This window comes from Mesorhizobium sp. CU3, from assembly GCF_006442965.1.
Classification (GTDB): Bacteria; Pseudomonadota; Alphaproteobacteria; order Rhizobiales; family Rhizobiaceae; genus Mesorhizobium.
The window spans coordinates 90463-112440 of record NZ_VFWX01000023.1; the positions used below are offsets into that span (position 1 = coordinate 90463).

Genomic DNA, 21978 nt, shown 5'->3' on the forward strand with positions numbered 1-21978 from the left:
TAGGCGGCCGGCTTATCACTTAGCCCATCCGGCAGGGGTACTCTCAATGATTGGGCGGTTCTGGGCTTCGACGCGCGGTAATTTCGCGGTGGCGACCGCCATCGCAGTGGTGCCGCTCGTGCTTGCCGTCGCCGGCGCAATGGATCTGGTGGGCACCAGTGACGACGCCGCCCAGTTGCAGAACTCGCTGGACGCGGCGGACCTGGCCATCGGCACGAAATACCAGCCCGGCATGTCGGCAAGCGATGTGCAACAACTTGGCGGTACCTTCTTCGCGGCCAATATGAGTGTTGCCGACACGCAGGAATATAACGGCAGCGTCGCGGCCCTGCACGCGGCCGTAAGCGGCGATCCGAGCGCCTATGTCATTTCGCTGTCGTCCAGCATCAGCCGGCCCGCCTTCGTCAGCGGCGCGCCGGCCTGGCAGGCGGCCCGTTCCGCTTCTGTCAAGGTCAAGCCCGGCGCGCAGGCATGCGTGCTGGCACTCGACCCGCATGCAGATGACGCGGTCAACCTGCAGGGCTCCACCGACGTAGCCATGAATGGCTGTATAATCGCGGCCAATTCGGACGCGGCCGACGCCGTCAGCCGAGGCGGGTCGGCAATCGTCAGCGCCGGTTGCGTCTCGACGGTCGGCACCACGCAAGGCTTGACGCCGCCCAACGCCACCCTTTCCTGCGGCGCGCCGCAGGAAAAGCAGTATGCTTCTTTCGATCCGCTCGCCGATGTCGTGCCTCCGGCCTACACGCTCTGCCAGTCGATGCCAAACGGCAAAACGGTCACGCTGTCGCCCGGCACCTATTGCGACAAGACCTGGTCGGGAAAGATCACCCTCAACCCAGGCACCTACATCCTGCGCAACGTCACCATAAAGCCCGGCGGCAACGGCAGCCTGAGTGGCCAAGGGGTGACGATCTTCCTGATGGAGAACTCGCAGCTCTATATCAACGCCAACGAGCAGGTGAACCTGTCGCCCCCCACCAGTGGGCCTTATGCCGGCATCACCATCTTCCAGGCTCACGGCGACACCCAGGCGCTGACGCTAAACGGCGGATCCGGCTCGGTGGTGAGCGGCTTCGTCTACGCCCCGGACGCCGCTATCACCTACACCGGAAATTCAGACATGAGTGCCCAGGGCAGTTGCCTCAGGCTTGTCGGCGACACCGTGGACATGACGGGGAACTCGGCCGTAAAGGCCGACTGCACCGCAGAACTCGGAAGCCTCGCAATGTATGCGGGCCGCATGATCACATTGGTCAACTGAAGCGATGGGGTCAACTAAAGCGATGGCAGGCGACGCCTTCGCGAAGGTCGATCTTTCCGGATCTATTCAGGCGCGGCCTAAAACTCAGTGATCTCGGCGCCGGCCCGTTCGTCGAACAGCACAGCGCAGCCGCGTCTGAGCGCGACTTGCGTCAAAGCGTTGGCCGCATCCTCGTCGGACGAGACGAAATCGCCGGTAAGAACACGCAATTCCTCGACGGCCTTCGACATTGCAACGACATGTCCGGTGGAGCGATCGCTGACGCAATCCTCGACGACGCAGAGAAGATCGATAAGCTCGAAACTATCCATGACAGCCTCCGCTGCCTGACAACGGTGAGGCATGGCCAACGGTTCCCCTTCGCCGGCCTTATGATGCAACCGATGCCGCGTCGCTGCGTTGATACCCCGGCTACTCCAGCTTGCCCGCACGGTCTTCTGCCGTGCGGGTCTCTTTGATTCGGGTATGATTTTATGTGCAGTGCGCCACAGACGGCGCAACGGCCGTGGCCGCAACTTGACAAAAAGCTCGTTTTGTTCTCTTTATGTTCGATAAAATTCCTTCCAACAGAATAGGCTAATGCTGCAACGCGGCAAGGAGCCGATACCGGAACACGCAGGATGCCTGCCACCAACGCCGCTTGCGGTGAAGCCACCATCCTGCATGCCGATCTCGACGCCTTCTACGCCTCGGTCGAGCAGTTGCTCGATCCGTCGCTGCGCGGCAAGCCCATCGCGGTCGGCGGAGGCGTGGTGCTGGCGGCCTCCTATGAGGCCAAAATCTTCGGCGTGCGCGGCGGCATGCCCGGCCGCAAGGCGCGAGAGCTCTGTCCCGGGCTGATCTTCGTCGGCGGCCGGTTCAGCGAATACCAGCGCCTCGGCGACGCCGCGATCAAGGTGCTCGACGATTTCACACCGCTGGTCGAGCGCATCTCGATCGACGAGGCCTTTGCCGATGTCGCCGGCTGCACGCATCTGTTCGGCCCGCCGGACGAGATCGCGCGCAAAATCCGCGAGCGGGTGAAGAGCGAACTCGGCCTGCCGATCTCGATCGGCGTGGCGCGGACGAAACATCTGGCCAAGATCGCCTCGCAGGTGGCGAAGCCCGACGGGCTGGTGGTGGTGGCGCCCGGTAGCGAGCTCGCCTTCCTGCACGACCTGCCGGTGACGCTGATGTGGGGCGTCGGCCCTGCCACCAAGGCGCGGCTGGCCGAGATCGGTGTCGAAACCATCGGCCAACTGGCGCGCACGCATAGCGGCGCGCTGCAACGGCTGCTCGGCCCCGCCGCCGGCCATAAGCTCGCCGCGCTTGCCTGGAACCGCGACCCGCGCAAGCTCGAAACGCATCGCCGCGCCATCTCGGCCGGCGCGCAATCGGCGCTTGGCCGAAAGCCGGCGCTGCCCAGCATCTTCGTGCCGACGCTGTTGCATCTCGCCGACCGCGTCGCCAGCCGCCTGCGGTCCAAGGATCGGCCGGGACGCACGGTGAGCGTGCGCGTGCGTTTCGCCGACATGCGCGCGGTCTCGCGATCGATCACGCTGGAACAGCCGATTCAGGCCACCACGATGCTGGCCGAAATCGCCGAGGAGCTGGTGCGCGGCGTACTGGCCGCCCATCCGGGCGAGCGCGACATCTCGCTGCTCGCCATCTCGGTCTCGCATCTGGAGGAACATGCCGAGTTGCAGCTCGAACTTCCGCTCGGGCTTGCCGACGAGAAGCTGAGGCCCGGCAGCCGCAAGGGCCTGGCCCGCTTCGGCGCGGACCGCGCCGTCGACAAGATCCGCCGGCGTTTCGGCAAGGAGGCGGTGGGTTACGGCACCGTGGCGCTGGATTTGGCGCGCTCGGTGCCGGACGAATTCAGGGAACTGGCCGAGAAGGAGCTGTGAGGATCAGTCAAGCGCTGCTTTGCCCAAGGCGCGGCTCCGTGCCCGCGATCAGCCGGCCGATATTGGCGCGATGGCGCGCAATCACATAAAGCCCGCCGGCAATGACCAGCAGGCGATAAGGCAGCGGCTGCGGCAGGACGCAGACCAGCGCGATCGCGGCCAGCGCCGCCAGCATCGAGCTCAGCGAGACGATGCGGGACAAACCCAGCACGAGAGCAAAGACCATGGCTGCGCCGAGCCCTATCGGCCAGGACATCGCGAGTAGGACGCCCAGGCCGGTGGCGGCCGATTTACCCCCGGTGAAATTCAGCCAGATCGAGCGGCCATGGCCGAGCAGCGCGGCAAGGCCGGCGAGGCAGACGCCCCAGGACACCAGGCTTTGCCGATCGAGCGCCGCCAGCGGCGCGACCAACGTGCCGAGCCAGACATAGAACCAGCGGGCAAAGAGGATCGCCGCAGCGCCTTTAAGCAAATCGACCAGCAGCACCACCAGTGCCGGCCCCTTGCCCAGCGTGCGCAACACGTTGGTGGCACCGGTGGATCGCGATCCATGCTCGCGGATGTCGATGCCCTTGAGCAGTCTTCCCGCCAGATAACCGGTGGGGATCGAACCGAAGAGATACGCCAGTGCCAATCCCGCCAAGCCAGCCAGCCAAAAGACCATGCGATTTACCCTTGCTTTCAGACAGACGGCTATGGCGCATTTTGAGAGATTTGCGAAGGTTTCACAGCTTTTGCCCAATCACTTGAGATTCCGCGATTCCGCGGCTTGCCAGATTGTCCGCACTGGGTTCGACTGGCGATGAACTGCCGAACGATCGGAGCGATCCATGGCCAGTGAGACGGCCCAGCCGTTGCAGCCGATACGCGAAATCACCTTCGACTATGCCGGCGCGCGCGCTATCGGCGATGTCGTCGGCAACATGTCCGGCATCGCTATCGACCGCGAGCTCGCCTGGACCGTCTCCGACGAGGGACGGAGCTTCGAGTGCCTGAGGATCGGCGACGCCGGTTTCCGGCTCGAGGAGCAATACAAGCTGGACGACTTCTTCCCCGGCCTGCCCTCCGGCCATGAGGCGGACCTCGAATCCGTCGATGTCTTCGGCGGCAGGCTTTGGCTCTGCGGCTCGCATTGCCGGGTGCGGCGCGAGCCGAAAGTGGTCGGCACGCTCGACCCCGGCTTCAAACGCCGGACGAGCCGGCATCTGCTTGGCTCGATCGAGCTCGGCGGCTCGGGCAAGCCGAAGCGCGGCACCGGCCACGCGCTGCCCTTCACCGGCGATGGCAGCCTGCGCCGCCGCTTGCGCGAGAACGCCTATCTCTCCGGCTTCCTCAACCTGCCGAGCAAGGAGAACGGGCTCGACATCGAAGGCCTCACGCTGATGCAGCGGCGACTGCTGCTCGGCCTGCGCGGCCCCGTCATCGACAGCCACGCGATCGTCGTTTCGCTGCCGCGCAAGGCGGCGCTGCTGCCAGAGGAGGGCAAGCCGCATCTGCACATGCTCGATCTGGGCGGGCTCGGCGTGCGCGATCTCGCCCGCGACGGTGAGGCGGTGCTCATCATCGCCGGCCCTGTGACGGGCGCGGACGGGCCGTTCCGCATCCATCGCTGGCAGCCGTCCGGCGCCGGCCGCATCGAGAAGCCCGAGACGATTTACGAATGGCCGACGAACCACCGGCACCCGGAAGGGCTATGCCCGTACGCGATTGACGGCCGGCCCGGCATCCTCGTCGTCTACGACACGTCGAACAAGGGACCGGGCGCGGCAACGACCGCGACGGCCGACTGGGTCGCCTGAGAAAAGGCGGCGAAGCGGGGGACTGGCATGAGCCCGGATTCTGTCCAGGTAAGCGCTGATAAAAAGACGACGACGACGCGCCAGGGGCTGGGTCTCTGCCTGTCGGGCGGCGGCTATCGGGCCATGCTGTTCCATGCCGGCGTGCTCACGCGCCTCAACGAAGCCGGCCTGCTCGGCGAGCTTAGCATGGTGAGCTCGGTCTCGGGCGGCTCGATCGCCGCCGGGCTGCTTGCGGTCATGTGGCCGCGCTTCATCTTCGCCGATGGCATCGCCACCAATTTCGATATTTATCTCAAAAAGGTAGTGGCGTTCTCGCAGGTCTTTCTCGATCTGCCGTCGGCACTCAAGGGTGTGCTCAACCCGTTTTCGAGCGCGGCACGCGAAGTCGCCGCCGCTTACGAGCGCCATTTGTTCGATGGAACGCGTCCGATGCTGAAGGATCTGACGGATCGCCCCTGGTTTGTGTTCTGCTCCAGCAACCTCAGCACCGGCTCGCTGTTTCGCATGTCGCGCTCCTATATCGCCGATTATCGCATCGGCTACGCCGAGGACGCCGATCTGCCAGTCGCCACCGCGATTGCCGCATCCTCGGCCTTCCCGCCCTACCTGTCGCCGCTGAGGCTCGACCTCAAGCAGTTCCGATGGAGCAACGACAATCTCGACCCCACGGTTGGCCCACCGGTTACGCCTGGCCGCGCCGTGCTGACCGATGGCGGCGTCTACGACAATCACGGCATCGAGCCGGCGCTGAAGCGCTGCCGCTGGCTTCTGGTCAGCGATGCCGGCGCGCCCTGGCACGAATCCAAGTCGAGCTTCGGCAACTGGCTCTCGCAGTTGAGCCGTGTGCTCGACACCAGCGACAACCAGGTGCGCTCGCTGAGGCGGCGCGATCTCATCGGCCGCTTCCAGGCGGCGAAGGATGCCGACGACGGCGCCGCGCCCGATAACACGACCCGCCCCGACCATGCCGCGACGCGCGGGGTCTACTGGTCGATCGCGCCCAAGTCCAACAAGGACATGGCCATGCCGCTGTTCATGCGGACAGCGGCCACCCAGCCGGCCGACATCGGTACCTCGCTGCATTTCCTTGGTGTGCGGGAGACCGTCGATCTGGTCAACTGGGGCTATTGCGTTTCCGACCAGGCAATGCAGGCCTGGTACCAGCCGGCAGTGGCGGCCGGGAAGGCCGCTCCGCTGAAAGCGGGCGATGTATTGCCCGGGCGTTGCGCGAAGGTGTCGAAGGCGACGATGGGTTTGATCGGGATGTAAGGGGCCGAAACTGCTGATTTCGCCCTTTGCAGGGATTGAGCGCTCCACCGCTTTCAACGATCGCCAACGCTTGGCGCAATCCAATCCGGTTCATGCCCTCGCCCGTCCATGCTAACAGGACCCTTTCAACCTCGGGCGGCCTCCCCGCCCCCAGCCAGGACAGGATCGCGAGATGGTGGACAAGGTAGCTCTGGTGACGGCGGGCGGCAGCGGCATGGGAGCGGCGGCGGCGAAGCGGCTGGCGGCCGACGGCTTCAAGGTCGGCGTGCTGTCCTCCTCCGGCAAAGGCGAGGCGCTGGGCAACGAACTGGGCGGCTTCGGCGTTACCGGCTCCAACCAGTCGAACGACGACCTGAAGCGGCTGACCGACGGGGCGCTCGAGCGGTGGGGCCGCATCGACGTCCTGGTCAACAGCGCCGGCCACGGTCCGCGCGCGCAGATCATCGAGATCAGCGACGAGGACTGGCACAAGGGCATCGACACCTATTTCCTCAACGCCGTGCGCCCGACAAGGCTGGTGACGCCGGTGATGCAAAAGCAGAAGGCGGGCGTCATCATCAACATCTCGACCGCCTGGGCCTTCGAGCCGAGCGCGATGTTCCCGACATCGGCCGTGGCCCGCGCCGGGCTTGCCGCCTACACCAAGATCTTCGCCGACACCTACGCCGCCGACAACATCCGTATGAACAATGTGCTGCCCGGCTGGATTGACAGCCTGCCGTCGACCGACCAGCGCCGCGACAGCGTGCCGATGAAACGCTACGGCACGTCGGAAGAGATCGCTGCGACGATTTCCTTCCTGGCTTCGGATGGGGCGGCCTATATCACCGGGCAGAACATACGCGTCGACGGTGGCATCACGCGGGCGGTGTGAGCTATTGCCGCGGCCCGTTAAGGCCGCGTTAGGCTGCCTGCATCCAAGATGGACGGATGAAGGCTGGCGACCCAATCAGTCCTGCGTTTGGGCGACGCGGGTGCGTTGCCGACGCGCCGCCCGCGACGATAGTCCGTGCACCGAAACCCCAAAGAGGCATGGGCCTTCTCCTCGGCCTGGTTGGTGCGGGCGGAATTTTACTGGCCGCTGGCTGCGCCGTTCTTTGGAACTTGCCGCGGATCGAACAGATCAATGCGCAAACTGCGCAGGCAGACCAGAAAATAGTCGCGATCATCAATCAGCCGATCACGCACCTGCCGCGCTCTGGACCGGTATCGGTGTTCTCGCCGGGCTGGTTCCACGAGGGCGCCATCAAGCCCGATTTCAACACCGTCGACATCCGCGCCACGCAGGAATTTCCATATGACGGCCATGTCACCTCGGATGTGACGCCGTCTGAGATGTTCATCGGCAGCGAACTCGAGTTCAACGCGATGACCAAGTATTTCTACGTCGACCGAAATCTGCCGAAGAAACGGCTATCCAGCGGTGAAATGGTCGAGATCAACGGCCTCTACCGAGTCCTCGGGCAAGATGAGCAGGCCATGACCATGCAATGGCTGATGCTTGCCGGCCTGGCTCTGCTCGCGATTTGCCTGGGGGCCGCGCTGCCGATTGCAGTTCGCCGAAATGGCCTTTCGGCGGGCTGAAGAACGGCGTCCTCCAACTCCGCCTGGCCAATCGGCATTCTCTATTGGTTGATCTCAGGCTCGACGAGCTTGGCCAGATTGCGCAGCGATTCCTGCCAGCCGAGATAGCAGGCCTCGGCGGGAATGGCGTCGGGGATGCCGGCCTGGGTTATGTTGATCTCGGTGCCGACCAGGACTTTCTTCAACGTCACGGTCACCTCGATCTGCCCCGGGAGGTTCGGATCGTCGAAGCGGTCGGTGTAGCGCAGCCGCTCGCCGGGAACGAGTTCCAGATACTCGCCGCCGAAGGAATGGCTGTCGCCGGTGGTGAAGTTGCGGAACGACATCTTGAACGAGCCGCCGACCTTGCCTTCGAAGCTGTGCACGGTGCAGGTGAAGCCATTTGGCGGCAGCCACTTCGCCAGCGCATCGGCCTCGATGAAGGCGCGATAGACCTTTTCCGGCTTGGTGGCGAGCACGCGGTGCAGGTGGATGGTGCTGGGCATGTCTTCGGTATCCTCTGTTGTCTCGTTGATCGATGCCCCAAGGACGGGCGGGCTCCAGGCGATCCGACAATGGCTGTCACATTTTTTCGCCCCCTGACCCATGGTCGCCCGATTTGGGATTTGAGCCCTTGCCCGAAGATCGGGGCGTTCGACGACAAAATGCATTCAGCCACGGCATAGTGCCTAATGTTTTTGCATAAATTTAGCAACATTTAGTAAAATTGATGAGGCCTCTCGTTTAAATTGCATTAGAATAACCTTATGATATTCACTTGTGATGATTATTCGATTATCTTTGCATTTTCCGTCTGTACTGTGACATGATTCCTTGAGACGATAATCCAAGAGACAAACTGCTCTGGAATCGATGGCTTAATCACGCGCACCGTCTAAGCCAGAAACCACAAGGAAGGGATGTCCGATGACCACCGTGCTCAACGCCAAGGGCGTTCCCCTTCCCTACACGGCCGCGCCCAGCCACTGGTTCTCCGCCACCGGCTCCGGGCCGGAGCTGCACGGTACGACGGGCAACGATGCCATCTATGGCGACGGCAACGTCAACGTCACCATGTATGGCGGCGCGGGCGACGATTACTATTACCTCTATTCGGCGATCAACCGGGCGGTCGAGCTGCCAGGCGAAGGCATCGATACGATCAACACCTGGATGAGCTACACGTTGCCCGACAATTTCGAGAACCTCGTCGTCACCGGCAACAATCGCTACGCGTTCGGCAACGACCTCGACAACATCATCAAGGGCGGCTCCGGCAGCCAGACCTTTTACGGCGGCAAGGGCGACGACGTGCTGATCGGCGGCGGCGGCGCCGACACCTTCATCATCACCAAGGGCAATGGCAGTGACCTGATCACCGATTTCGGCGCGGATGACACGGTGCGGCTCAACGGCTACGACTTCATGTCCTTCGACGAGGTGAAGGCGCATATGGCGCAGGTAGGCGCCAATGTGCAGCTCGACCTGGGCTCCAGCGAGGTTTTGGTGTTCAACAACACCACCGTCGACAAGTTCCAGCCCAGCCAGTTCGAACTGCCGATCGACAAATCCGGCATGACGCTGTCCTTCAGCGACGACTTCAACACGCTCAGCCTTCACAATGCCCAGGGCGGCACCTGGGACACCAATTTCTGGTGGGGCGCAGCCAACGGCAGCTCGCTCAGCCAGAACAACGAATTGCAATGGTATATCGACGCCAATTACGTGCCGACGAGCTCGGTGCATCCCTTCAGCATCGACAATGGCGTGCTCACCATTACCGCCGCGCAAGCCTCGGCCGACATCAAGCCGCTGATCAACAATTACGACTACACCTCAGGCCTGCTGACCACGCACGACACCTTCTCGCAGACCTACGGCTATTTCGAAATGCGCGCCGACCTGCCGGAAAACGCCGGCGCATGGCCGGCCTTCTGGCTGCTGCCGGAAGACGGCTCATGGCCGCCGGAGCTCGACGTGGTGGAGATGTATGGACAGAGCCCGAATTCGCTGGTGATGACCGCGCACACCAACGAGACGGGACAACACACCAAGGTCGGCTCGACGGTTAACGTCGCGGACACCGACGGCTTCCACACCTATGGCCTGCTTTGGACGCCGGACAAGCTGGTCTGGACCTATGACGGCGTGCAGGTCGCGGAAGCGGCGACGCCGTCCGACATGGACAAGCCGATGTACATGCTGGTCGATCTTGCGATCGGCGGCCAGGCCGGCGCGCCGCCGGATCATCTGGCAACGCCGGCGCAGATGAAGATCGACTATATCCACGCCTATACACTTGACGACCTGCAGCAGAACCATGTGAGCGCGACGGCCGAGCATACGGCCTAGGCGGGCCAGCTCGATGTCTGCGAAACGTGTTCCGACCGGTCAGGCCGGATTGCGGCCGGCGTCCCGGCGCAGCGTGTTTTGGCGCGCTATCGCCGATGCCGGGCTGTTCTCGGCGGTGATCAACGTCCTGCTTCTGGTGATGCCGCTTTACCTGCTGCAGGTCTATGACCGGGTGCTGCCTTCCTCCAGCGGCGAGACGCTGTTCTACCTATCGGCCATCGCGGTCGCCGCGCTGGCCTTGCTTGGCTTCCTCGACGCGGTGCGCGCCATATACATGCAGCGCATCGCTGCGAGCGTCGACCAGGTGCTCGGCGCCGAGACCTTCGCCGCCTCGCTCGGCACTGCAGGGGCGCCGCTCAGCGACCTCGCCTCGGTCTGCGCCTTCCTGCGCTCGCGCGGCGTCGCCGTTCTGTTCGATCTGCCTTTCGCGCCGCTGTTCCTCGCCCTGCTCTATTTCATCCATCCGGTGTTGTTCTGGGTGACGCTGGGCGGTGCTGCGCTGCTCGTGGTGCTGGTGATCGCCAACCAGATCGCCATCGGCCGCAACGATGCGCGGTCGGACGACCGTTCGGCTCTGGCCAGAGAAGCCGAGCAGGCCTTCGAGCGCAATGCCGACACACTGCGCGCCATGGGCATGGTCGAGAATGCCGCGCGGGCCTGGCAGCGGCATGTCGCCGAAGCGCTCGTCCTGCATGACCGTTCGGCGAGCGCCAACGCCGTCTTCAGCGGCGCGTCGCGGGCGCTGCGCATGATGCTGCAACTCGCCATCCTCGGCGCCGGCGCCTGGCTGGTGCTGGCGGGACAGATGACGGCCGGCATGATCTTCGCCTCCTCGCTGGTGTCGGCGCGCGCGCTGCAGCCGCTCGACCAGCTGATCGGCGCCTGGCGGCAGATCGGCGACGCAAGCCGCGCCTGGACGCGGCTGGGGGGCGTGCACGTCGTGCAGCCGCTTGATACGCGCAAGACCACCCTGCCCGACCCTTCGGGCGAAATTGCCGCGCAGGACCTGTTCTACATCGCGCCCAACGCCGCCTTCGGCACCGAGCCGATCCTCAAGCGGCTCAGTTTCGCGGTTCATGCCGGCGAGGCGGTGGCGATCGTTGGGCCGAGTGGCGCCGGCAAATCGACGCTGGCGAAATTGCTGGTCGGCGCCCTGCAGCCCAGCGGCGGCGCGGTACGGATCGACGGCGCCGACCTCAGGAACTGGGACGACGGCCAGCGCGGCCGGCATGTCGGCTATCTGGCGCAGGAGGCCGAGCTGTTCCCCGGCACGATCGGCGAAAACGTCTCCCGCTTCGACGCGGAAGCGGACGATTTGGCGATCGTGGAAGCGGCCAAACGCGCCGGCGCGCATGAGACGATCGTGGCGCTGCGCGACGGTTATCAGACGCAGGTCGGTACGACGCTGTCGGGCGGCGAGCGACAGCGGATCGCGCTGGCGCGTGCGCTCTACGGCAATCCGCGCCTGCTGGTGCTGGACGAGCCCAACACGCATCTCGACGGTGCCGGCGAAGCGACGCTGGAAGCCACACTTGCGGCGGCAAAAGCCGCCGGCGCGACGATGATCGTCATCACCCACCGCCCCGCACTCGCCGCGGCCTGCGACCGGGTGATGCTGCTGCGCGGCGGCATGATCGAGGCTTTTGCTCCGAGCCGCGAAGTATTGCGGCAAGCAGGGGCCAAGAGTGGTGGCGCCGGCACGGTGGTGACCGGCTCGTTTGCGCCGACCATGCGCCCTCAGGCCATCCGCTTCGGGTCTTAGACGATGGCACAAGCCCTTTCCTTCGCCAGCCAACCGCGCACCGATTTCCGCCACACCGCGCTTGCCGGCTATGCGGCGATCGCGCTGTTCGTCGGCGGCTTCGGTTACTGGGCGGCGACCGCGCCGCTCACCGGCGCAGTGATCACGCAAGGCACGATCGCGGCCACCGGCGGCAACATCCTCATCCAGCATCGCGAGGGCGGCATTGTCGACCGGCTGCTGGTCCGCGAAGGTGACCATGTGCGGCAGGGGCAGGACCTCGTCCTGCTCGATCGCACGCCGGCCGAAGCGGACCTCAACCGGCTGACCAGGCAGTCGATGGCGCTGAAGGCCAGTGCGGCGCGACTTGAGGCCGAGCGCGACGGGCTCGCAACGCTTTCGCCGGTCGCCGACGCCCCGCCCGCGCCGTTCAAGCAGGATTTCGAAAAACTGCTTGGCGAACAGAAGAAGGAGTTCGACGCCAGGCTCGCCCGCTTCCGCTCCGAACAGTCGATCCTGGCGCAGCGCGTCGCCATGCATCGCGAGTCGGCGAAGGGGCTGGCCGCGCAACAGCTTGCCATCCAGCAGCAGACCGACATCGTGAAGAAAGAACTTGCCGTCAAGACGGACCTGCTCGACCGAGGGCTGACCGACCGCAACGAATATTCGCAGTTGCTGCGCTCCGAGGCCGACCTCGTCGGCCAGGCCGGCGCGCTGGAGGCCGACCTCGCGGCGACCAACACGCAGATCGTCGAGGCCGAGGCACAGGCCGAGCGCGCCACGACCCAGCGCGTCGAGGAGGCGCTGACCAAGCTGGACGACGTGCGCGCAAACCTTGCCGATATTGGCGAGCAGATCAGGGCGGCCGACGCGGTGCTGAAGCGCACGGCGATCACGGCGCCGACCAACGGCATCGTCGTCTCCTCGACCTATAATTCGAAGGGCAGCGTGGTCGCACCGGGCGAGAAGATAATGGAGATCCTGCCGACATCGTCGGGCCTCACCGTCGACGCCAGGCTGAAGCCGCAGGACATCGACGCGGTGCGCGTCGGCCAGCCGGCCACGCTCAGGCTATCGGCACTCAACGCGCGGCTGACGCCGGAGGTGCCGGCCACGGTGAGCGAGATTTCCGCCGACCGATTGATCGACGAGACGACGAGGCAGGCCTATTTCCGTGCCCGGCTCAAGATCGCGGACAAGCTGCCGCCCGGCGTGACGGCAAAACAGCTCTATCCCGGAACGCCGGTCGAGGCGCATATCAACACCGGCGAGCGCACCTTCCTCGACTATCTGGCGCGGCCGATGCTGGATTCGCTGGCGAGGGCGTTCAGGGAGCGGTAGGCGCCAACTCATCCTCCCAGTTGGCCCCACCATAGAACACACGCAAAACGACCACGCTGTCGTCATTGACGGCAAAGGGCGACCGTCAGTCGCCGTTCGAAGCCAACGATGCGAAGCCCCGGCCTCAGATCATCGCGCCTGGTCCCGCATTCCGAAGCCAGGTCGAGACCAAGGCATAACTGCTCGATGCGCTCGATGAAGCGCATTGCGGTGAGACTGCCGGATGCGTGGCGACCGTGTCGTATATCCAAAGCAAGTCCGCCTCGGTCTCCGCCAGCAGCACGACATGCCGCCGCTTCACACATCCCCCTTGAGCCGGGCGGCATGCCTTGCGCGAATGCCATCAAAGACCTTTTTGGCCGGGATTGTCTGCGACGGGTCCGCCGTCCATTTGTCATAGGCCGGCGCGACTTCCTCGCGCAGCCAGCGCTCTACAGCGGCATCACGTTCCTGCAGTGCGCGAAGGCCGGCGCGGATCACTTCGCTGCTCGTCGCATATGCACCGGACTGGACGAGTTGGTCGATGAAAGCGGCCTGCTCTGCCGGCAGGCTGAAGGTGCGTTTTTCGGTTGCGGACATGGCTGCTCCTGCGAACGGCTGCTCTCTGCAGAGGTATGATTTTATCATACCGCTTGCCGTATTACAGCCGAAATCTGAAACCATTCGCGGAAACGTGGTGCACGTTGGCGCTCGCGCATATCTAGCTGCCACGGCACGACGATAGGACGCTACCGGTGCCAGCGTCTCAGCACGGCATAATTCGGTCCGCTCTACACCCGCCCCGAAACCGCGCCCGGTTTCATCAGCGTCGCCAGCACGATGCCCACGATGATGAAGGCGGCGCCGACCAGGTCGTAATCGTGCAGGCTCTCGCCGAGCAGCAGATAGGCGAGGATGGCGACGAACAGCGTCTGCAGATAGAGCAGCATGCTGGCGCGGCTTGCGCCGAGCGTCTCGACGCTTTTGTTGTAGAGATAATACATCAGGGCGCCGCCGGGGCCGGCCAGATAGGCGAGTGCCAGCAGGCCGTGGAAGTTCATGGCCGAGCGCTCGTCGTTGAAGATTTCCCAGAAATGGAACGGCAGCGCCACCAACGCGCCGGCGCCGAGCAGAAGCACGACCAGCGGCAGCAGCTCGAGGCCGAATTTCGAGCGGCGCAACAGCACAGTGTAGAGCGCCCAGCAGAAGGCGCTGCCGACGATCCACAACTCGCCGGCGTTGAACTTGAGCTGAAGCAGCGCGCTGAGGTCGCCATGCGCGACGATCACCAGCATGCCTACAAGCGCCGCAAAAGCACCAAGCGCCTTCCAGAGCCCGAGCGGCTCGCCGAGCACCAGACGCGCCAGCACCATCGTCATGATCGGTGACATCGCCATGATGATGCCGGCCGTGGTCGCGTCGGTGTCGTTCAAGCCGTGATAGATCATACCCTGGCAGAGCGTCAGGCCGATCGCGCCGACGGCGACGAGTTCCAGCGGCCGCGACTTGAGCAGCGCAAGCATCGCGCCGTGATGGCGATGCACGATCGGCAGCAGGATGGCGCAGGCGAGCGCCAGACGCCAGAAACACAAGCCCCAGGGCGGCATCTCGGGCGCCACCCATTTGGCCGCGATATAGACGCCGGCCGAAAGCAGCCAGCACAGCACGGCGGTGGGATAGCCGCCCAGGGAGGGTATCGAGATAGCGGCAGGTTGCTCCGTCGGATGCGCTATCGGTATCGCCTGCATCGCATGCCCCCGTTCGATGGAACCCAGACACGACGTGCCGGCAGTCTACCTCATATCGCAGTTGTTACCTATCCGTGGCCGGATGCTCTCAGCCAGAGGATCAATGCGGCGTGTCGCCGGCCAAATGCAGAAGGTCCCAGGCCAAGCCGACGCGGCCGTCGAACTCACAAGCGCAGTGTTCGGCTTCGCCGTCGTCCAAGCCGTCGTCGACCAGGGCCTCGATGCTCCGCCGCAGCAAAGCAAGCTGCATGCGCCGCGCATGGCCTCTGTCGGGCTCGCGCATGATGGCGGTGACGTGATAGGCGACGACGGGCTGGCCAAGGCAGGACAGAAGTTCGCCCGACTCGGCCGTCGCGGCTGTGACTGCTTCTTCGATGTTCATTGCGACGCTCCTCATCAAAGATGCTGGGCGCCTCCCCGGCAGATGGCGACGGTTCTCCGCCGCTCCTCATTTGAGCCGTCGTGCTTCTTCGCCCGCGACCAAAATCAGTATCCTCCAGAACTCCAATAAAGGCGACCGGATAGTTAATCGATGGTTAACGAGGATGATCGTGTTTTAGGCGGTCAGTGACCGGGCCTGTTTCGCTCGGCCGACGGCGCCAGGCTCGCGGCGCCGGGCACCGAAACCGGCGCACCGTGAAGCACCCAGTCGGCCGCGATCTGCCCGATCACCGGCGCGAGCTGGATGCCATAGCCGCCGGCGCCGGCGGCGGTGATCAGCGTCGGCTCCGAGGCATCGATCGGCCCGACGAGCGGACGATGGTCCGCCGTGACCGGATAAAGCCCCGCCCAGCCCCGGCCGAGCCGGGCGCCGGGTAGATCGGGCACTCGCTCCAGAAGCAGCTCGGCCAGATCGACCTTGGATTGCTCCTCGCACTGGTCGTTGTAATTGTCGGGATCCTCCGGCGCAGCCGAATTCACCTTGTGGATCTCGGCGATCAATTCGGTTGGCTTTTCATGGCGGAAATTCAGGCCGCTGCCCTCGCCGTTCACGAGGTCCATGACCATCGGCATCGTGTAGCCGAGCGGCTCGTCGAGATGGATGACGACCGCCTCATGCCGTTCGGGCCAGATGTGCAGACGCTGGTCGAAGAGTTCGGCGACCCGAGGCGCCCAGGCGCCACCGGCATTGACCACGACATCGCAGTCTATCGGATCGCCACTGGTCTCCAGCCTGTAACCGCCCGGTTGCCTCGCAACGCCGAGCAGCTTGCGATACTGGCGAATCTCGCCGCCCTTGGCTCGGACAAGGCCCGCCAGGAAATTGCACATTTCGTGCGGATCGAGAAAGCCGTTGTCAGGCCCGAACAGTCCGCCTTCGAGCCCGTCTGGATTGATGTGAGGAACCAGTTCGCTCAGCTGGTCGGCACGGATCAGGCGCGAGCTGAGGCCCGCCTCAGCCTGCATCTCGACCGATTTGGCGAACAGCCCCATCTGCGCTTGCGTGCGCGCAAGCCGAAGATAACCGATGTGGTTGAAGCGAAGCCCCTCGCCCTCCCATTGGCGGAACCGGCGGAAGGAATGAACGCGGAGCATGATCTCGAACGGATCGGTGAATTGCGATCCGACGACGCCGACCGACCTGCCGCTCGAGCCGGAAGCGATCGACTGCGCTTCGAGCACGGTCACGCGCGCGCCCTGCTCGACAAGATTGAGCGCGGTGCAGAGGCCCAACGTGCCGGCGCCGATCACCACGACATGAGGGGGTGCTGTCATCCGTGATCCGCCTCAATCAGGATTGCGCGGCGATCTCGCCCAGCGTCTCGTCGACCGCCTGGAGGATCAAGCCGGCATCAGCCTCGGTCATCGGCGTCGACAGCGCGAACAGGCCGTAGCTCGCGGAAAGCACGCCGCGGCCGAGCAGGCCTTTGTGCAGGGCGTCGGACTTTCGGCGCTCGGCCTGGCCGGGATAGACGGACCGGTAATCCGTCACCGGAAGCGACGTGAAATGGACCTTGAACAGCGAGCCGAGGCCAACACATTGGCCGGCAAGGCCATGCCGCTCGAACGAAGCATTGACGCCTTCGCGCAAGAACGCGCCGAGGCCGTCGAGATGAGCGAAGCTTTGCTTCGTCAGCGCCCGCATCGCGGCAAGTCCAGCGCGCATCGTCACCGGATTGGCGGTGAAGGTGCCGCCATGCGGAAGCGCGGGCTTGCCCGCCGTCGGATCGAACACGGCCATGATGTCGGCGCGGCCACCGACGGCGCCGACCGGAAAGCCGCCGCCGATGATTTTTCCCAACGCCGTTAAGTCGGGCTGGATACCCCACAAGCCTTGCGCGCCCGACCATCCCAGTCGAAACGAGATAACCTCGTCGAAGATGACCAGCGCGCCTGCCGCGTGAGCGATCTCGACCATGGCCTCGAGATAGTCCCGGCGCGCCGGAATGAGGCCGGCGCGGTTGGGCATCGGGTCGATCAGCACGCCCGCGATGCTCTCGCTTTGGGCGGCAAAGACGGCGCGCAACGCCTCGATGTCGTTGAAGGGCACGGCGATCACATCGTCCAGCACGCCGCGCGGCGTGCCCCTGGCATAGGGCGTCGATCTCGGCAGATCGCCCCAATTGGCCGGCGAGGAGTCCAGGCTCACTTCGGCGAAATCGTAGGAGCCGTGATACGCGCCCTCGATCTTGACGATCTTCGGCCGCCCGGTGAAGGCGCGCGCGGCCTTGATGGCCATCATCACGCCCTCGGTGCCGGAGTTGGCGAAGCGGATCTGATCGACCGACGGCAGCCGCTCGACCAGAAGCTCGGCTAGCTCGATCTCGCTCTCCGTCGGGGCGCCAAAGGCGGTGCCGAACGGCATTTGCTCGACCACCGCCGCCGTCACATCGGGCTGCGCATAGCCGTGGATCATCGCGGTGAAATTGTTGATGCAGTCGTAATAGGCATTACCGTCGACGTCCCAGACCCGGCACCCCTCGCCGCGCGCGGCGTAGATCGGGAACGGATCGACGAAGACCGTGGTGCGCGTATTGCCGCCCGGCATCACCCTTCGGGCGCGTTCGAACAGCGTTTTCGATCCGGGCATGGCGTCGGGATAATGCGGCATGGCTCTCACAGGCGGATTGAGGATGGCAGGCAACGCTGCTCTTCGTCGACCTTGCCGCGATCGTAAGGCTCCGTGCCGAATGCGCACAAGCAGCCAGGTGGAGTATCAAAGGAAGCCAAAAGGGCCCTGCCTGCACAACATGAAGCGCCCGGCCGAACCATTCCAGCTACATCTGGTCCTACCAATTTTAGTAAATTCTGATATAAAGCGAGCGTGTTGAGTTGAGAGTAACGCGTATGAGTGACAAGTCGGAGTTCCCGGACAGGGACGTCGAATATCTCAAGCAACGTCGCCAGGTGGGCCTTCATGGCCGCGTTTCGAAGGTGGAGTGCATTCGTTGCGGTCAGCCGTTCGACCCGATACCGGCAGCCGCCAGCCATCTTGGCCTTTGCGACTATTGTTTCGATAAACACTAGTCGAGCGCCACCTCGATCCGGAACCATTTCCCTGGTTAGCGCAATTCGGCAGCCGTGGCTGCCGAGCCCGCCGGCAGTCATGCCTTCGCCGCCCCATTCGAGGCGCGGTTCGGATGCCTGAGATTTGTCGGCGTGATGCCGGCCTGCTGGCGGAAGACGCGACTGAAATGGCCGGCATTGGTGAAGCCGCAGCGATAGGCGATCTCGCCGATGGCGAGGTCGCTGCCTTCGAGCAGCGACTTCGCGTGATGGATTCGCAGCGCCAGATAGGCCGCCATCGGGCCGATGCCGAGTTCGGCGCCGAACAGGCGCTCGAGCTGGCGGCGCGAGGAATTGAGGCGGCCGGCGATCTCGGCGACCGAGAGCGTCTCCTGAAGATTGCTTTCCATCAAAAGCAGCGCCCGCTTCACCGCGCGGCTTTGAGCGGCGGGAAAGAGGTCGCCGACCGGCTGCACGTCGCGGCTGGAGCGGATGCGGTCGAGCACCAGAATCTTCGCCGCCTTCTCCGCCGCCTTGCGCCCAATGAACTGCGAGACGAAATAGCCGGCAAGGTCGGCCGCCCCGGTGCCGCCGGCGCAGGTGGCACGGCCGCGGTCGACTGAATAGAGGCTGTCGGCGTGCGCGTTGACCTCGGGAAATTGCTCGCGGAAATCCTTGATGTGGAACCAGCTGACCGCGGCGCTATAGCCGTCGAGCAGGCCGTAGCGCGCCAGCGTGAAGCTGCCGGTGCAGAGCGCCGTCAGCGGCACGCCCTTCCCGGCCGCGCGCAGCAGAAACGCCTCCTTCTCAGAGCTGAGCGCACGGTTGGTGTCGAGAAGGCCGCCGACCACGACAATGTTGTCGAAATCTTCGGGGTTGCCGATCGCCTTGGTCGGCAAAAGCTCGACGCCGCAGCTAGCGCGGATCGGCAAACCGCGTTCGCCGACGACATCCCAGTCGAATTCGATGCGGCGGCTGCGGTCGCCCTCATCGCCCGCCAGCCGCAGCGTGTCGATGAACAGCGACAGCGGGGAGAGCGTGAAATCGCGCACGAGGAGAAATGCGAAGCGCCTGGCCATTCTCTTTCCCGGGACCGCCCTATCGCGTGGTGTAGGCAGATGATCGCGAACGTTTTGGCACAGGGCTGAACAGAGTGCACGCCAGATGCGGCCGGGAAATGTCGGAGATGAATGCCGGGGCGAGCAATTTCATCACCGGCAGGCCGAGAGCTTCGGCGTGCTCCGCGAGGGCGATTTCGGCGCGCCTGGCTTTTGCGCGACTGCATCTCTCGGCTTCCACCCGGTCAGGAGCAGTTCGCGCGCCCGTGCCAGGCGCAACATCACGGTGCCGATCGGCACGCCCGCCACTTCCGCGATTTCGCCGTAGGACATGTCGATGATCTCGCGCATGACGATGGCTTCGCGCAAAGGCGCCGGCAGTTCGTTGACGGCTTTGCGGATGGCTGCACCTTCCTCGTCGTCCTCGAGCTGGGCGGAGACTGTCTCTGCTACTGGCTCCTGCCTTAGGCGTGACGCCTTCACCTGCTCGCTGCCGGTCAAAGCTGATGGCGCTTTGTGCTGACCGCGACGGTCGAGTTCCGCGTGGCAAATGTTCCTTAGAATTGCGAGCAGCCAGGGCCGGATGGCGCAGCCGCGCCAGCTTGCGAAGTGAAGCCGCGCACGCAGATAGCATTCCTGCACGGCAGCCTCGGCGTCGGCGCGATTTCGCAACAGGAAATAGGCCAACCTGTAAGCATCGTCGAGGCAAGGGAGAGCCGCGTCGCGAAACCGGCGCATGCGCTCGCCGGCCCTGTCGCGGCCGGCTCTGTCATAGGTCGTCATTGGGGTCGTCCAGCGGGGGTAGCTTTACCTGAAACCGGCGCGGTGGTAACAAACGCGCCGATCCCGGTCGTGGACTTTCGCGCCAAGCGTGTGGACTGGGGTGACATGCGCCTGCCTCATCAAAAACGATTGGCGCTCGTTTCATCGCGACTGCTTCACCTTCGACGGGACGGGTCATGCGCCAGGCGCAGCCGACAAATCGCCTTTCGATTTCCCATCACGGCCTGGCCAAAGGGTCGGCATACGAGGCATGGCGCGAAGGCATCTGCCGGGGCTTTTGCCGGCTCGACGTCGGGCCGGCGCAAGACGGTTACATCGATTGCCACAACGAGTTCGTGCTGCTCGACTCGATCGCCATCGCCACGCCGCAAGGCCGTTCGGCGCGTTTTGCACGCACGCGCGACCTGTTGATCGACGGCTGTGACGATTTCGTGCTGATTTCCGCGACGCACGGCAAGGTAAGGGTGACCCAAGGCAGCAATACGATTGATCTGACCGCGGGGCAGATGTGCCTCACCGAAATGAACATCGCCGGCGCGCTGGACCTGAACCAGAGCGGTGGATTTACGACCACGCGGTTCCCGCGACGCCTGCTGCTGCAGGTCGCGCCGTCGGCGGAGGCGCAACTGGCGCGCACGCTCGGACATGACCGTGCCTCGGGCATGATGGTCGAACGTTATTCCGCGCTGTGCAGCGAGATCGGCGGAGAACTCGATCCGCTCGGTCAGAGGACGGCGGCGCAACATCTGGCGGATCTGGTCGGTCACTTCATCGGGACGAGCGCCGAGCAGAAGAGATTGGTCGGGGAAAGCGACATCTCGACCGCGCGGCTGAACCTGATGAAGGCCGATATCCTCAAAAATCTGGACAAAGGCCATCTGACCATCGAGACCGTCGCCAAAGCCAACGGCCTCAGCCCGCGGCAAGCGCAGCGCATGTTCGCATCAACAGGCACGACGTTCAGCGAATTCGTGCTCGAGCAGCGGCTGCTGCTCGCCAGACAGTTGCTGCTGCGGGAGTCCACCCGCCACCGCAAGGTCAGCGACATCGCCTATACGGTCGGCTTCAACGACCTGTCCTACTTCCACAGGACGTTCAAGCGCCGCTTCGGCGTCACGCCCGCGGACATCCAGATGGAGCCTGGCGTGAGGTTGGCGCAGTAGGCGCGTACTTCATCCTCCACTCCCGCAAACGTGATACGCCGCGCCTCTAGCCGCATCACCCCCGCCCCCTACCCTTCTCCCCAGCAAGCTCCGCCGCCGCGCGGACGCCAGCCAGGGAGATGTCGGGTGCTCACACTTACCGTCAACGGACAGTCTCGCGACGTCGACGTGCCGGACGACATGCCGCTGCTTTGGGTGCTGCGCGACCATCTGAGCCTCGTCGGCACGAAATATGGCTGCGGCGTCGCGCAATGCGGGGTGTGCACGGTGCATGTGGCCGGCAAGCCGGTGCGGTCGTGCCAGCTCCTGGTCGGCGATGTCGGCACGCGCCCCATCGTCACCATTGAAGGGATCGGCGCGACCCCGAACGGCGCCAAGCTGCAGCAGGCCTGGATGGAGATTGCGGTGCCGCAATGCGGCTATTGCCAGGCCGGGCAGATCATGTCGGCCACCGCGCTGCTCGACGCCAATCCGCAACCCGACGACGCCGATATCGATGCGGCGATGGCAGGGAATCTTTGCCGCTGCGGCACCTATATCCGCATCCGCCGGGCGATCAAAAACGCCGCCGCCAAATCGGCCTGA

21 protein-coding genes are annotated in these 21978 nt (G+C 64.5%); 11 read left to right on the forward strand and 10 right to left on the reverse strand.

The genetic code is table 11. The annotated features are described in order from the left end of the window. Positions 1-88: 88 nt before the first annotated feature. The gene (locus FJ988_RS27805; protein WP_348644327.1) at positions 89-1264 is read left to right on the forward strand and encodes a pilus assembly protein; all 1176 of its coding nucleotides are present in this window, start codon (positions 89-91) and stop codon (positions 1262-1264) included. A gap of 77 nt (positions 1265-1341) precedes the next feature. On the opposite strand, the gene FJ988_RS27810 is transcribed toward FJ988_RS27805, so the two are convergent. Continuing rightward, entirely contained in the window at positions 1342-1575 is a 234-nt protein-coding gene (locus FJ988_RS27810) for a hypothetical protein (protein WP_140822037.1), read from the reverse strand. Between the two features lie 309 nt (positions 1576-1884). Here FJ988_RS27810 and dinB point away from each other — a divergent pair, with 309 nt between their 5' ends. After that, positions 1885-3150, forward strand: a complete 1266-nt coding sequence (gene dinB, locus FJ988_RS27815) for a DNA polymerase IV (RefSeq protein WP_140822039.1) — start codon at positions 1885-1887, stop codon at positions 3148-3150. A gap of 7 nt (positions 3151-3157) precedes the next feature. Here the strand turns inward: dinB and plsY are convergent, their stop codons facing one another. Then, a complete protein-coding gene (gene plsY / locus FJ988_RS27820; protein WP_140822041.1) occupies positions 3158-3814 on the reverse strand; it encodes a glycerol-3-phosphate 1-O-acyltransferase PlsY in 657 nt (218 codons plus the stop codon). A gap of 166 nt (positions 3815-3980) precedes the next feature. Between plsY and FJ988_RS27825 the strand changes: the two genes are divergently transcribed. The 4 genes from FJ988_RS27825 (at position 3981) to FJ988_RS27840 (ending at position 7802) form a co-directional block, all read left to right on the forward strand. After that, on the forward strand, positions 3981-4949 hold the full coding sequence (locus FJ988_RS27825; protein ID WP_140822043.1) for a DUF3616 domain-containing protein: 969 nt from the start codon (positions 3981-3983) through the stop codon (positions 4947-4949). A gap of 27 nt (positions 4950-4976) precedes the next feature. Next, positions 4977-6218, forward strand: a complete 1242-nt coding sequence (locus FJ988_RS27830) for a patatin-like phospholipase family protein (protein ID WP_140822045.1) — start codon at positions 4977-4979, stop codon at positions 6216-6218. 172 nt (positions 6219-6390) lie between these two features. Further along, positions 6391-7092, forward strand: a complete 702-nt coding sequence (locus tag FJ988_RS27835; protein ID WP_140822047.1) for an SDR family oxidoreductase — start codon at positions 6391-6393, stop codon at positions 7090-7092. Positions 7093-7250: 158 nt separating this feature from the next. Then, entirely contained in the window at positions 7251-7802 is a 552-nt protein-coding gene (locus tag FJ988_RS27840) for a hypothetical protein (RefSeq protein ID WP_140822049.1), read from the forward strand. A 41-nt stretch (positions 7803-7843) separates the two neighbouring features. Here FJ988_RS27840 and FJ988_RS27845 read toward each other — a convergent pair whose 3' ends face one another. Beyond that, positions 7844-8287 (reverse strand): SRPBCC family protein, encoded by a 444-nt coding sequence (locus FJ988_RS27845; protein WP_140822051.1) that lies wholly within the window; start codon positions 8285-8287, stop codon positions 7844-7846. Between the two features lie 421 nt (positions 8288-8708). Here FJ988_RS27845 and FJ988_RS27850 point away from each other — a divergent pair, with 421 nt between their 5' ends. The 3 genes from FJ988_RS27850 to FJ988_RS27860 are packed head-to-tail and all read left to right on the forward strand — an operon-like array spanning position 8709 to position 13215. Further along, a complete protein-coding gene (locus FJ988_RS27850; protein WP_140822053.1) occupies positions 8709-10133 on the forward strand; it encodes a family 16 glycosylhydrolase in 1425 nt (474 codons plus the stop codon). 13 nt (positions 10134-10146) lie between these two features. Further along, entirely contained in the window at positions 10147-11895 is a 1749-nt protein-coding gene (locus FJ988_RS27855; RefSeq protein WP_140822055.1) for a type I secretion system permease/ATPase, read from the forward strand. Between the two features lie 3 nt (positions 11896-11898). Beyond that, entirely contained in the window at positions 11899-13215 is a 1317-nt protein-coding gene (locus FJ988_RS27860) for an HlyD family type I secretion periplasmic adaptor subunit (protein WP_140822057.1), read from the forward strand. Between the two features lie 297 nt (positions 13216-13512). Here FJ988_RS27860 and FJ988_RS27870 read toward each other — a convergent pair whose 3' ends face one another. From FJ988_RS27870 to FJ988_RS27900, 7 genes are all read right to left on the reverse strand, one after another. After that, positions 13513-13794, reverse strand: a complete 282-nt coding sequence (locus tag FJ988_RS27870) for a type II toxin-antitoxin system ParD family antitoxin (protein ID WP_140822059.1) — start codon at positions 13792-13794, stop codon at positions 13513-13515. A 191-nt stretch (positions 13795-13985) separates the two neighbouring features. Beyond that, on the reverse strand, positions 13986-14942 hold the full coding sequence (locus FJ988_RS27875; protein WP_140822061.1) for a DMT family transporter: 957 nt from the start codon (positions 14940-14942) through the stop codon (positions 13986-13988). A 100-nt stretch (positions 14943-15042) separates the two neighbouring features. Next, positions 15043-15324 (reverse strand): hypothetical protein, encoded by a 282-nt coding sequence (locus FJ988_RS27880; protein WP_246688677.1) that lies wholly within the window; start codon positions 15322-15324, stop codon positions 15043-15045. Positions 15325-15506: 182 nt separating this feature from the next. After that, positions 15507-16658 carry an FAD-binding oxidoreductase gene (locus FJ988_RS27885; RefSeq protein WP_140822065.1) on the reverse strand — a complete coding sequence of 384 codons (1152 nt, stop codon included), beginning with the start codon at positions 16656-16658 and terminating at the stop codon, positions 15507-15509. 16 nt (positions 16659-16674) lie between these two features. Next, entirely contained in the window at positions 16675-18027 is a 1353-nt protein-coding gene (locus tag FJ988_RS27890) for an aspartate aminotransferase family protein (protein WP_348644326.1), read from the reverse strand. A gap of 460 nt (positions 18028-18487) precedes the next feature. Continuing rightward, on the reverse strand, positions 18488-19468 hold the full coding sequence (locus FJ988_RS27895) for a GlxA family transcriptional regulator (protein ID WP_140822067.1): 981 nt from the start codon (positions 19466-19468) through the stop codon (positions 18488-18490). Positions 19469-19600: 132 nt separating this feature from the next. Beyond that, positions 19601-20230: a sigma-70 family RNA polymerase sigma factor gene (locus FJ988_RS27900; protein ID WP_140822069.1), complete on the reverse strand. Its 630-nt coding sequence runs from the start codon at positions 20228-20230 to the stop codon at positions 19601-19603. Positions 20231-20406: 176 nt separating this feature from the next. Here FJ988_RS27900 and FJ988_RS27905 point away from each other — a divergent pair, with 176 nt between their 5' ends. Both FJ988_RS27905 and FJ988_RS27910 read left to right on the forward strand, forming a co-directional pair. Beyond that, a complete protein-coding gene (locus FJ988_RS27905; protein WP_140822071.1) occupies positions 20407-21393 on the forward strand; it encodes an AraC family transcriptional regulator in 987 nt (328 codons plus the stop codon). 126 nt (positions 21394-21519) lie between these two features. Next, positions 21520-21978: a (2Fe-2S)-binding protein gene (locus tag FJ988_RS27910; protein WP_140822074.1), complete on the forward strand. Its 459-nt coding sequence runs from the start codon at positions 21520-21522 to the stop codon at positions 21976-21978.

Coding starts and splice junctions, on each gene's coding strand:
- FJ988_RS27905 (WP_140822071.1), top strand. CDS start 20,407: ATGCGCCAGGCGCAGCCGACAAATCGCCTTTCGATTTCCCATCACGGC.
- FJ988_RS27845 (WP_140822051.1), bottom strand. CDS start 8,287: ATGCCCAGCACCATCCACCTGCACCGCGTGCTCGCCACCAAGCCGGAA.
- FJ988_RS27900 (WP_140822069.1), bottom strand. CDS start 20,230: ATGACGACCTATGACAGAGCCGGCCGCGACAGGGCCGGCGAGCGCATG.
- FJ988_RS27840 (WP_140822049.1), top strand. CDS start 7,251: ATGGGCCTTCTCCTCGGCCTGGTTGGTGCGGGCGGAATTTTACTGGCC.
- FJ988_RS27850 (WP_140822053.1), top strand. CDS start 8,709: ATGACCACCGTGCTCAACGCCAAGGGCGTTCCCCTTCCCTACACGGCC.
- FJ988_RS27870 (WP_140822059.1), bottom strand. CDS start 13,794: ATGTCCGCAACCGAAAAACGCACCTTCAGCCTGCCGGCAGAGCAGGCC.
- FJ988_RS27885 (WP_140822065.1), bottom strand. CDS start 16,658: ATGACAGCACCCCCTCATGTCGTGGTGATCGGCGCCGGCACGTTGGGC.
- plsY (WP_140822041.1), bottom strand. CDS start 3,814: ATGGTCTTTTGGCTGGCTGGCTTGGCGGGATTGGCACTGGCGTATCTC.
- FJ988_RS27810 (WP_140822037.1), bottom strand. CDS start 1,575: ATGGATAGTTTCGAGCTTATCGATCTTCTCTGCGTCGTCGAGGATTGC.
- dinB (WP_140822039.1), top strand. CDS start 1,885: ATGCCTGCCACCAACGCCGCTTGCGGTGAAGCCACCATCCTGCATGCC.
- FJ988_RS27860 (WP_140822057.1), top strand. CDS start 11,899: ATGGCACAAGCCCTTTCCTTCGCCAGCCAACCGCGCACCGATTTCCGC.
- FJ988_RS27835 (WP_140822047.1), top strand. CDS start 6,391: ATGGTGGACAAGGTAGCTCTGGTGACGGCGGGCGGCAGCGGCATGGGA.
- FJ988_RS27875 (WP_140822061.1), bottom strand. CDS start 14,942: ATGCAGGCGATACCGATAGCGCATCCGACGGAGCAACCTGCCGCTATC.
- FJ988_RS27880 (WP_246688677.1), bottom strand. CDS start 15,324: ATGAACATCGAAGAAGCAGTCACAGCCGCGACGGCCGAGTCGGGCGAA.
- FJ988_RS27830 (WP_140822045.1), top strand. CDS start 4,977: ATGAGCCCGGATTCTGTCCAGGTAAGCGCTGATAAAAAGACGACGACG.
- FJ988_RS27895 (WP_140822067.1), bottom strand. CDS start 19,468: ATGGCCAGGCGCTTCGCATTTCTCCTCGTGCGCGATTTCACGCTCTCC.
- FJ988_RS27855 (WP_140822055.1), top strand. CDS start 10,147: ATGTCTGCGAAACGTGTTCCGACCGGTCAGGCCGGATTGCGGCCGGCG.
- FJ988_RS27825 (WP_140822043.1), top strand. CDS start 3,981: ATGGCCAGTGAGACGGCCCAGCCGTTGCAGCCGATACGCGAAATCACC.